Source organism: Algiphilus sp. (genome assembly GCF_023145115.1).
In the GTDB taxonomy this organism is placed as follows: domain Bacteria; phylum Pseudomonadota; class Gammaproteobacteria; order Nevskiales; family Nevskiaceae; genus Algiphilus.
Genome location: NZ_JAGLEJ010000029.1, coordinates 53789 through 64853, shown reverse-complemented (window position 1 = coordinate 64853; position 11065 = coordinate 53789). Strand labels below are relative to the sequence as shown.

9 protein-coding genes are annotated in these 11065 nt (G+C 65.0%); 5 read left to right on the top strand and 4 right to left on the bottom strand.

Going from position 1 to position 11065, the window contains the following annotated elements:
- Both KAH28_RS09800 and KAH28_RS09795 read right to left on the bottom strand, forming a co-directional pair.
- On the bottom strand, positions 1 to 539 hold a 539-nt coding region (locus KAH28_RS09800; protein ID WP_290576114.1), incomplete at its 3' end, for an AAA family ATPase.
- 131 nt (positions 540 to 670) lie between these two features.
- Positions 671 to 1585: a DUF4238 domain-containing protein gene (locus tag KAH28_RS09795; protein ID WP_290576112.1), complete on the bottom strand. Its 915-nt coding sequence runs from the start codon at positions 1583 to 1585 to the stop codon at positions 671 to 673.
- Positions 1586 to 1869: 284 nt separating this feature from the next.
- Between KAH28_RS09795 and KAH28_RS09790 the strand changes: the two genes are divergently transcribed.
- The 4 genes from KAH28_RS09790 to KAH28_RS09775 all read left to right on the top strand — a co-directional run bounded on the left by KAH28_RS09790 (position 1870) and on the right by KAH28_RS09775 (position 5458).
- Positions 1870 to 2343, top strand: coding sequence for a cyclic nucleotide-binding domain-containing protein (locus KAH28_RS09790; protein ID WP_290576110.1), 474 nt, complete (start codon positions 1870 to 1872; stop codon positions 2341 to 2343).
- A 257-nt stretch (positions 2344 to 2600) separates the two neighbouring features.
- A complete protein-coding gene (locus KAH28_RS09785; protein WP_290576108.1) occupies positions 2601 to 3650 on the top strand; it encodes a cyclopropane-fatty-acyl-phospholipid synthase family protein in 1050 nt (349 codons plus the stop codon).
- A 12-nt stretch (positions 3651 to 3662) separates the two neighbouring features.
- Positions 3663 to 4724, top strand: coding sequence for an MBL fold metallo-hydrolase (locus KAH28_RS09780; protein ID WP_290576106.1), 1062 nt, complete (start codon positions 3663 to 3665; stop codon positions 4722 to 4724).
- On the top strand, positions 4700 to 5458 hold the full coding sequence (locus KAH28_RS09775) for a hypothetical protein (protein WP_290576104.1): 759 nt from the start codon (positions 4700 to 4702) through the stop codon (positions 5456 to 5458). Before KAH28_RS09780 ends, KAH28_RS09775 begins: the two co-directional genes overlap by 25 nt.
- Before the next feature lie 27 nt (positions 5459 to 5485).
- On the opposite strand, the gene KAH28_RS09770 is transcribed toward KAH28_RS09775, so the two are convergent.
- On the bottom strand, positions 5486 to 7156 hold the full coding sequence (locus KAH28_RS09770) for an AMP-binding protein (protein ID WP_290576102.1): 1671 nt from the start codon (positions 7154 to 7156) through the stop codon (positions 5486 to 5488).
- Between the two features lie 119 nt (positions 7157 to 7275).
- Here KAH28_RS09770 and KAH28_RS09765 point away from each other — a divergent pair, with 119 nt between their 5' ends.
- Positions 7276 to 8688, top strand: coding sequence for an SMP-30/gluconolactonase/LRE family protein (locus KAH28_RS09765; protein WP_290576100.1), 1413 nt, complete (start codon positions 7276 to 7278; stop codon positions 8686 to 8688).
- Positions 8689 to 8755: 67 nt separating this feature from the next.
- Here KAH28_RS09765 and KAH28_RS09760 read toward each other — a convergent pair whose 3' ends face one another.
- Positions 8756 to 11032, bottom strand: a complete 2277-nt coding sequence (locus KAH28_RS09760) for an acyl-CoA dehydrogenase (RefSeq protein ID WP_290576098.1) — start codon at positions 11030 to 11032, stop codon at positions 8756 to 8758.
- Positions 11033 to 11065 lie beyond the last annotated feature (33 nt).

Genomic DNA, 11065 nt, shown 5'->3' with positions numbered 1-11065 from the left:
TTGCACTTGGTCTTTGAGTCTAAGCCATCCCATATGGATTTTCTAATATCAGCGCTTTTCGACTTATCACTACACTCCAAACCCAGATCATCAAGCAGCCTCTTGAGCTCGGTATGCTTTTTGAGCAGTAGATCCTGGCACTCGGGGTTAACTGGGTGCATAGCGCGGATAAGTACTTTCGGCTTCCCGGCATTCACGTACCGCTTAACCACCTTGAGCGTTCCATTTTCGGTTAGTAGATACTCGCCACGAAGGGTCGTTTTGTTTGTGGCATCGATCACGATTTCGCCGGGGAGATCCGAGAATTCGACCCCTATCTCGATCTCAGTTCGACCTTCGGCAAGTTCGGTTTTGTTGATGTCGTCCTTGTCGAGCTTTACGCACCCCTTCCCATCGTTAAAAAAGATGTCTAAGGCTTCGAGGATCGTAGACTTCCCGATGTCGTTCGGCCCCACGAATACGCAAAGGTTCGGTATCGGAATCTCGATCCTTTCATTATACCCTCTAAATCCCGCCACGGTAATTGATTCAATCTTCATCTTGGAGTCTCGACAAATCCTACATGGGTTCGCGATCGATCTAACGCCTGAACTTAGGTGCGTTTGAGGCGAAGCCCGCTTTTGCGGCAGCAAAAGTGGCTGGCGGGTCAAACTTCATCTGGAGCGATTTTTTATGCGAATCCTTCACGTTCCGCCCACCCTGTAATCTGAGCAAGAACTTCAAGTACCGGACGGCCTGTGACCATAAACCGGGAGCCTTCCCGCCAGATACTGTAATTAAATGCTCCCACATCTTTCGCTTTAACCGAATAATACTGATTTTCTTGCTCTTCATGTCGGTCATCCATGATCAAGATTCGAGTTGGTGACAACGGGAAACTGACAATCACGTCCGGCGTGCCTACTCCAAATTTTTGCTGGGTTTGATGTTGAAGCGCGACAGGTCTGTCCGAGGTGATGAAATGGCTTTCCTCTGTAACTACAACTGACCATCTCTTCTTCAAGAGCATATTCGCAAGATATGCAGACTCTGAACGAATAGTCTCAACAAAGAAGCGATGGTGATCATCGTCGTTCCATTCGGTGTAGGAGTGCCAATTGGATGTATCTACCTTGTGCTCCACGCCGCCAAGAATGATCCTGTCAACGTCGGGCGTTCCATCGGGCCTTTTGGGAAGAGCATCAGCACTTTCCACTAGTTTTCGGTGGATTGATTTAACCAACTTCACGTTGTCGGGGTGACGAACATGTGTTGTTGCAATAAATAATGCGAGACCCTTGCGAATTGGTTCCCAGGACAAATCGACCATGTCGTGAGCAACGGCGCGCCAAGTTGGGGCCAACAGGGATTCAATTTCTTGAAGCCGGTCATCGGTATACCAGCTTCGGCTTCCGGATATTTCTTTCGGAGAGTACAAGTAGCGTTTGGCACAAATGTTACGAATGCTTGTTAGCTTCTCTTCGCCATCTTGATCCCGCTTGGAAAATATCCAGGCCTGGGGTGTATCGGACTCCATCGTTTCAGGAGTAGAAAATTCTCGAAGGTAGAATTGGGGCACCCAATGCTGATTGACCGCCTTACTCACATTTGGCCTCAATACGCATAACGGTAATTAGGTCGGACGCATCATTATTCAATCATAATGCGCGCTTTATAAATCCACGAGAATCTGGGTCACCGTTGGCGCACGAGTTCTTTTGGAAATTGAAATAAGCGACACTAGGGCAACAGGGCGCGCCGCAAGTCTGAATGTCCACTTCGGGCTGAAAGCAGCCGGCAGCTCCCAAGGGTCCGCGTCCTGACACAGGTCATCGCCCAGCAAGGTCCTGCTCGCTACGCTACCGGCTCGTACATGCGGATGGAAGCGCCATGAGCCGGCAGGACATTGAGCAGGTGATTGCGGATGCGCCGTTCTTCGACGGGCTGGGCACCGATGCGGTGACGTTCCTGGCATCGTGCGCGCGGCGCGCGACTTTCTCGGACCAGGAGGCGGTGTTCACGCACGGTGCGCCGGCGGATGCGTTCTATCTGTTGCTTTCGGGCGGCATCACGGTGGAGATCGGTGCGATATCGGGGCCGCCTTTGATGCTGGAGGAGCTTGCGGCGGGTTCGGTGCTCGGGTGGTCGTGGCTGATTCCGCCGTATCGGTGGCATTTCCAGGCACGCGCGGTGGCGCCGACCGAGGTGCTGGCCTTCGACGGGGCGGCGGTGCGCCAGCACTGCGAGGATGATCCGAAGTTCGGGCTGGCGCTGTTCAAGCGCTTCTCGGGCCTGATGTCGGAGCGCATGGAGCATGCCCGGCGGACGATGATGGAGAGCTGGAACCCGCCCGGCTTCGCGTAGGTCTGCCTGCACATGCCCGAAGCCGGGTGATCGCGGCTGCCGGTGTGCGCTGGGTCACGCCGGGGTGTCGCCGATGGTGTGTCCGACCCTGGATGCCGTCGCTGCCGTGTGCCGCACGTGGCACTCTCGTGGCCTGGCTGGCGGCTCGCCGGTCGCGGCGCAGTGGATCGCTCCGGCGGATTGCGGCAGGCGCGTGATCCATTCGGCCCGCGGCAGCGTATAGCCTTCCGACTTCCGAAACGAGAACGCATTCACCCATGGATCTGATCGATGCCTGCGAACTGGGCTGGATTCCCGACGCGCTTGCCCGCACCGGCATGCGCCGGCTCATCACGCGCCGGCTTGCCGACGAGGCCAACCAGGATGGCGAGGTGCGCGTCGAGCGCATGCACGCCTTCGTCCAGGAGCTGCGCGCGTCGCCCATCGCCATCAACACCGGCGATGCCAACGCCCAGCACTACGAGGTGCCGGCGCAGTTCTTCCATCAGCATCTGGGGCCGCGGCTGAAGTATTCCTGCTGCCTGTACCCCACCGGCAGCGAGGATCTGGCGCAGGCCGAGGAGGCCATGCTGCGGCTCTACGCCGAGCGTGCCGGCGTGGCCGAGGGGCAGCGCATTCTCGACCTGGGCTGCGGCTGGGGCTCGCTGGGGCTGTGGGTGGCCGAGCACTATCCGGGCGCGCAGGTGGTGGGCCTGTCGAACTCGGTTGGTCAGCGCGAGTGGATCATGGCGCAGGCGGCGGCGCGCGGTCTGGACAACCTGACCATCGTCACCGGTGACATCACGGAGTTCGACTTCCCGGCGGACGGCGTCGAGGCGGGCTTCGACCGCATCATCTCCATCGAGATGTTCGAGCACATGAAGAACTACGGCGCGCTGCTGGCCAAGCTCGCCGGCTGGCTGCGCGATGCCGACAGCCGCCTGTTCGTGCACATCTTCGCGCACAAGCTGCTGGCCTATCACTTCGAGGACCGCTCGCGCGACGACTGGATGACGCGCTACTTCTTCAGCGGCGGCACCATGCCGTCGGAGAACCTCTTCCTGCACTTCCAGGACGACCTGAAGGTGGTCCGGCAGTGGTGGGTCAGCGGTCAGCACTACGAGCGCACGGCGAATCAGTGGCTGGCCGGCATGGACGGCAACCGCGACGCCATCCTGGCCACCTTCCGCGATTCCGACTACCGCGCCGAGCCGGAGATCTGGTTCCAGCGCTGGCGCATGTTCTACATGGCGGTGGCCGAGCTGTTCGGCATGGACCACGGCAACGAGTGGGGCGTTGCCCACTATCTGTTCGCCCCCCGGAGCTGAGGTATCCGCGTTTTGCGATTCACCCTGGTACTGCTGGCCGTGCTCATGGCCGGCTGCGTCGAGAGCCGCTGGGACGGCGAGCCCAGCGACCATTTCGACGGGCGGCATTTCCACAACGAGGAGCCCTTCGAAGAGGGGCTGGCCGATCTGGTGCGCTTCTTCCTGTCGCGCGAGCCGGGGACGTGGCAGCGCGAGCTGGAGCCCATCGACACGCCGCCACCCCCGCGCCGGGTGGACAGCGGCACCCTGCGCATGACGGTCATCGGCCATGCCACGGTGCTGGTGCAGGCCGACGGCGTGAACCTTCTGACCGATCCCATCTGGTCCGATCGCGCGTCGCCGCTGTCGTGGGCGGGGCCGCACCGCTACCGGCCGCCGGGGCTGGCGTTCGAGGATCTGCCGCCCATTGACGTCGTGGTCATCAGCCACAACCACTACGATCATCTCGACCTGCCCACCCTGCGGCGGCTGGACGCCGAGCACGATCCCACCTTCATCGTGCCCGCGGGCGATCAGGTGATCCTGCGCGAGAACGGCATCACGCCGGTGGTGCCGCGCGACTGGGGGCAGGGCTGGGAGATGCCCAACGGCTGCCGGCTGACGGCGGTGCAGGTGCGGCACTGGTCGGGCCGCCGCATCCTGCCCTCGGACCGCAATCTCAGCCTGTGGACCGGCTACGTCATGGATACCGACGGCGGGCCGCTCTACTTTGCCGGCGACACCGGCTACGAGTCGCACTTCACCGAGACCCGTCGCGCGCACGGGCCGCTCCGGGCGGCGCTGCTGCCCATCGGCGCCTATCGGCCGCGCTGGCTGACCGAGTACCAGCACCTGTCGCCCGGCGACGCGGTGCAGGCGCACCTGGACCTGCAGTCGCCGTTCAGCGTCGGCATCCATCATGGTACTTTCAAGCTCGCGAATGACGACATGAACGAGGCGGCCGACACGCTGGACGAGCGAACCGCGGAGCGCGGACTGGCGCCCGACGTTTTCCCGCCCGGCCGGGAAGGCACGACCTACCCGGTTCCCCCACTACCAGAGGCAACTCCATGCAGCTCGCAAGGCATCTCCTGATGGCCGCCGGCCTTTTCTCCGGCGTGGCCGCCGCCGCCGACGAACCGGTGGTCTTCTACGGCTACGCCTACGACGGCGAAAGCGGCGAGTACCTCTACACCGAACGCCACGAGCAGGTGCTCAAGGACGGGCGCTGGCAGAAGGGCAGCATCGTCTACTACGACACCGAGGGCGAGGAGCTCGGCCGCAAGGAGATGGACTTCTCGGTCAATCCCTACATCCCCGCCTACACGCTCGAGCTGGCGTCCGGCTATCGCGAGGGCATCCGCGATGTCGACGGCGAGACCGCCACGCTGTGGCGCCGGAAGGTGGACGAGGACGAGGGCACCGAGGTGATCGATGTCGAGGAGGAGATGGCGGCCGACTCCGGCTTCCACAGCCTCATCTACGACAACCTCGACAGCATTCTCGACGGCGAGACCCGCAAGTTCCGCTTCGCGGTGGCGGGCAATCTCGATGACTACAGCTTCCGCGTGCGCAAGATCGGCGAGGCCACCTTCGAGGGCGAGCCGGCCGCGCGCCTGAAGGTGGAGGCCGCCACCCTGCTGCGCCTCATCGCGCCGTCGCTGGAACTGATCTACGACCCGGAGGACGGCCGGCTGCTGCAGTACCGCGGCCTCAGCAACATCCACGATCCGGCCACCGGCAAGCCCTTCGAGGACGTGCGCATTGCCTACTACAGCACGCCGCCCGAGGACGCCCGCGGCGTGCCGGAGGGCGCGTACGCGGACTAGGGCCGTCCTCGCCGGCGAGACCGCCGCTCAGGCGGCGGCTTCCTCGGCCTCCCAGACGATGCGCCGCCCGCGGTCGGCGGCGGCGGTCTCGATGAGGTTGTCGTAGCGCTTCTCGATCTCGGCGCGCTTGACCTTCATGGTGGGCGTCATCAGGCCGTTGTCGATGCTCCATTCGTCCTCGACCACGATCAGCTTGGCGATGACCTCGTGCGCCTCGAGGTCGGCGTTGACCGCCTCCATGGTCTCGACCAGCGAGCGACCGACGTCCTCGCGCGGCAGCGCGCGCGCGTCGGCCTGCAGCGTGACCAGCATGACCGGCTGCTTGAGGTTCATGCCCACCATGCAGAGCTGGTCGATGTAGGTGTTGCGGGAGAGCGCGCCCTCGATGGGTGCCGGCGCCACGTACTTGCCCTTGAGGGTCTTGAAGATGTCCTTGACCCGCCCGGTGATGTAGAGATAGCCGTCGGCGTCGATGGTGCCCTTGTCGCCGGTGCGCAGCCAGCCGTCCTCGGTGAAGGTCTCGGCGGTCTTCTCGGGCTCCTTGTAGTAGCCCTTCATGACCGCCGGGTGCTTGAACAGGATCTCGCCCTCCTCGGAGAGCTTCATCTGCGCACCCGGCATGGCCTTGCCCACCGAGCCGATGCGGTTGGCGCCGGGCCGGTTGGTGGTGGCGTAGATGGCGTTCTCGGTCATGCCATAGCCCTGGAACAGCGGCACCCCGAGCTTCTCGAACCATTCCAGCAGCGGCTTGGGCGTGGGCGCGGCGCCGGCGAAGCACATGCGCGCGTTCTGCAGGCCCATGGCGGTGAGGATCTTGCGCCGGACGATGCCGCGCACGATGGGAATGCTCAGCAGGCGGTCGAGCTTCTTCTGGGGTATCTGCTTGAGCACGCCGGCCTGGATGCGGCCGTAGACCAGCGGCACGCCGAAGAAGCGGGTGGGGGCGACTTCGGCCAGCTGGGAGCCGAGCTTGTCGATGTGCTCCAGGAAGTAGACCTGGGCGCCGAAGTAGATGCTGGACAGTTCCACCGCGCCGCGCTCGAAGGCGTGCGCGAGCGGCAGGTAGGAGAAGAAGCGTTCCTCGCCCTGCGGCGGTAGCGCCTCCATGAGGCCGCGCGCCGCGAAGATCATGTTCCCGTAGGTGGTCATGACGCCCTTCGGATTGCCGGTGGTGCCGGAGGTGTAGACCAGCGTCAGCAGCTCGTCGTCATCGGGCGTGCGGTGCTCCTGCTTGGGCGCGTTGGCGGCGATGAGGTCGTTCCAGTCGAGCTCCTGCGCCGGGACGTCGTCGTAGGGCATGCGGATCATGCGGATGCCGTCCGGGACGGCGCCCAGGAACTCGTCCATGTCCATCATCGGCCCCAGGAACAGCGCCTTGCAGGCGCAGTGCTCGAGGATGTACGTGGTGTGCGCGGGGGCCTGCTTCGGGTAGAGGCCCACCGACACCATCTCGGCCATGGCGATTGCCAGATCGGCGAGGAACCAGTGCGCGGTGTTGCGGCCGGTGATCGCCACCGACGAGCCCTTCTCCAGGCCCATGCCCTGGAGGGCCGCGGCCATGCGGCGCACCTGGTCGGCGGCCTCGCCCCAGGTGATCGGCTGCCATTCGCCGTTCACGGGCTGGAAGAGCCACGGGGTGTCGGGCCGCTCGGCCGCCCAGTGGAAAAGCATGTCCAGCGGGGTCTTCTGTTGGGTCATCCGTCTTCCTTGATTGCTTTGCGTTTGGCCCTGTCGCGCAAGGATACTAGCCGAACGGGCGGCGGGACTCCGGCATCCGGGCGCCGTACCATGCCGCAATAGACAAAAGGGAGACAGCAATGAGACTGCGCTATCTGTTCCTGGCGCTGGTGCTTGCGGGCATCGCCTACCTCGCGCTCTGGCCGGTGCCCATCGATCCGGTCGCGTGGGAGCCCCTGGACCCGCCCTCGACGGAGAGCGGGGCGCACGCCTACAACGAGCATCTGCGCGGTGTCGAGCGTCTCGCCGAGGGCGTGGGGCACGGCCCCGAGGCCATCGACATCGATGATCAGGGGCGCCTCTACACGGCCTTCGAGGACGGCCGCGTCATGCGCTTCGATGCCGACGGCACCGACGGCAAGCTGCTCGCCACCACCCGCGGCCGCCCGCTCGGCCTGGATGTGATGGCGGACGGATCGTTGATCGTCGCCGACGCCATCGAGGGCCTGCTGCGGGTCTCGGACGGCTACGCCTACACGCTGTCGGTGACCGCCGACGGCACGCCCTACCGCTTCGTCGACGATGTGGTGGTCAACGCCGACGAGACCGTTGCCTATTTCACCGATGCCTCGTCCAAGTTCGGCATCCACGAGACCATGGCCAACGCCTTCGAGCACACCCCGCACGGGCGGGTACTGGCCTACGATCTGGAAACCGACCGCGTGCGCGTGCTGGCGGAGGATCTGTACTTTCCCAACGGCATCACGCTGGGGCCGGACGAGCAGTACCTGCTGTTCAACGAGACCACGCGCTACCAGATCAAGCGCCACTGGCTGAAGGGCGAGCGTGCCGGCGAGACCGAGGTGCTGGTCGAGAACCTCCCGGGCTTTCCCGACAACATCACCTTCAACGGCGAGGACCGCTTCTGGGTCGCGCTCTACGCGCCGCGCAATCCCACGCTCGACGCCCTCATGCCGTATCCCTTCCTGCGCAAGGTGGCGTATCGGCTGCCCGAAGCGGTGCAGCCGCTGCCCGAGCTGCACGGCTACGTGCTCGCGATCAGCCCGGAGGGCGAGCTGCTCGCCGATCTGCAGTACGCCGGCGAGGGCGCCTACGGCCCGATCACCAGCGCCATCGAGCACGACGGCGCGCTCTATCTCGGCTCGCTGAGCGCGCCGGCGATCGGGCGCATCGCGCTCGATGCGTTGCCCGCGCTGACACCGGAGACGCCGCCCGACGACGCGTCGGCCGCCCCCTCCGGCGCCGAAGCGGATGCCGATGCCGGCCCCGGCGGCGCCGCCGAACCGGAAGTCGGGGCGCCCGAGAGCTCCGGGTCAGCACCCGACGAGGGCCGCTCCGCCGAGACCACGGATGCCGATGCCGCAGCTGACGCCGCAGCCGACGACGCTTCCACTGCCGACGAAACCGAGCTGATGAAGGAACTGCAGCGCGAGCGTGCGGCGCAGCGCGAGGCCGACGATGCCGACGCTGGTGACGATGCAGCCGGCGAAGGCGAAGGTGCGGACGCAGACGCAGACGCGGGCACGGAATAGCAGCCGTCCATGAAAAGGCCCGCCCGGGCACGAGGCCGGGGCGGGCCGGGGCGCAGCGCCTGGATGATCAGGCGCTGGCGGCGAGGCGCGGGCTGTCGGCTTCGGTGTCCTCGAAGCCGGGGGCGATGGTCATGCCCTTGACGCCGAAGAACTCCTCCGGCGAGAACACGTCCACCTGCACGGCCTCGATGCGGGCCGCATAGGCACGCTTGACGAGATCCGCCTCCTGCCCGGTGAGCACGCCCGCGGTCTGCGCCGCATCGGCCTGCGTTTCCGGGACGGCGCGCTCGAGCTTCTTGGCCTTCTGCGCGGCGACGATCTTGTTGATCGCCGGCTGCGCCTCGTAGCCGAGCTTCCAGGCGGACAGCAGGCGGCCGACGCCGGCACTGCCATCGTCCGGCGCGTACACGCCCTTGATGATGCGCTCGTACTGCTCGCCGGGGCGCTGGATGGCCATCGCCACCTTGGTGGTCTCGGTATCCGACGGGCCGCGGCCGAGACTGTTCAGGCGGAGCAGCCAGGAGCCCACGGTGCGCATGTAGAGGCCCAGCACCGGCGCATCGAAGTTGGCATAGATGCCTTCGAAGGCCTGTTGCACTTCCGACAGCGCCATGTTGACCGCGTAGTGCACCACCGGCAGGTCCTCGGACTTGCGGCCTTCGCCCTCGAAGCGGCGCAGCGCCGACAGGGCCAGGAACTGCCAGGCCAGCGCATCGGCGTAGCGACCGGTGAGCTTGCCCTTGGCCTTGAGCTTGCCGCCGATGAAGAACATCGCCAGGTTGGTCAGCAGCGCGTAGCGCGCGGCCGCCCAGCCCAGCTTGCGGTAGTGCCGGGCGGTGGGGCCGGAGACCGGGCTGCCGGCCGACCAGCCGCGCGTGATGCTGCGCACGAAGCTGCGGCCGATGGTGACGAAGAACTGCCCGAACCAGCCCAGCAGGTTGGAGCGGAATGCATCGACGTCGTCATTCTCGACCGCGTTGACCACGTTCTGCGCATACGGATGGCAGCGGGTGGCGCCCTGGCCGAAGATGATGAGGGTGCGCGTCATGATGTTGGCGCCCTCGACGGTGATGCCCACCGGCGCGCCCATGTAGCCGAGGCCGAGGATGTTGTTCGGCCCCTGCATGACACCGGCGCCGGAGAAGACATCCATGCCGTCGGTGGCGCACTGGCGGCTCAGTTCGGTGGTGTAGGCCTTGAGCACGGCCGAGACCACCGGCGGCTGCTCGCCGGCGTCGATCGCCGAGCAGGCGTAGACGCGGGCGCCCTCGCACATGTAGGTGAGGGCGGCGATGCGCGCCACCTTGTCCTCGACGCCTTCCATGCGGCCGATCGGGATGCCGAACTGCTGGCGCACCATCGAGTAGGCGCCGGTGGTCGCCGCCACCGCCTTCATGCCGCCGATGGCGCCTGCCGGCAGCGACACCGCGCGGCCGCCGGCGAGCTGTTCCATCAGCATGCGCCAGCCCTGGCCGGCGTATTCGGTGCCGCCGATGACGTTCTCGGCCGGGACGACCACGTCCTTGCCGAAGATCGGGCCGTTGTAGAAGGCCTCGCCGATGGGCTGATGGTGATCGCCGATCTCGAGACCCTTGGCACCCTTGTGCAGCAGCACCACGGTGATGCCCGGGTTCTCGCCGCGGCCGAGCAGGTTCTCGGGGTCGCGGATGTAGCAGGCCAGCGAGATCAGGTTGGCCACCGGCGCCAGCGTGATGTAGCGCTTGGCGAAGTTCAGCCGGATCTGCGGCGTACCGTCCTCACCCTTGAAGACCTCGCCCTCGGCGGTGATGGATGCCGCGTCGGAACCCGCGGTGGGCTCGGTGAGGCCGAAGCAGGGGACATAGTCGCCCTTGGCCAGCTTGGGCAGGTAGTGATCCTTCTGTGCCTGCGTGCCGTAGTGGTTGATGAGCTCGGCCGCGCCCAGCGAGTTGGGGATGACCACCAGCGTGCTGACCACGCCCGAGTACGGCGAGATCATCGCCATCGCCGAGCTGATCGCCTGCGTGGACATCCCCAGGCCGCCGTACTCCTTCGGGATGAGCATGCCGAAGAAGCCCTTGTCCTTGAGGAACTGCAGGACCTCGGCGGGAATCTGCCGGCTGGTCGCCACCTCGTAGGCGTCGATCATGCGGCAGAGCTCGGTGCAGGGACCGTCCAGGAAGGCCTGCTCTTCCGCGGGGAGCGGCGAGTAGGGTTCGTTGATCATGCGGGCGAAGTCGGGACTTCCGCTGAAGTACTCGCCGTCGACCCACACCGTGCCGGCCTCGAGTGCCATCCGCTCGGTATCCGAGATCTGCGGAAGCATCTTGCGGGCCTGCATCGTCTTCATCAGTTGCTGGAACATGACATTATCCTCTGATAAGACCTAATGGATTGT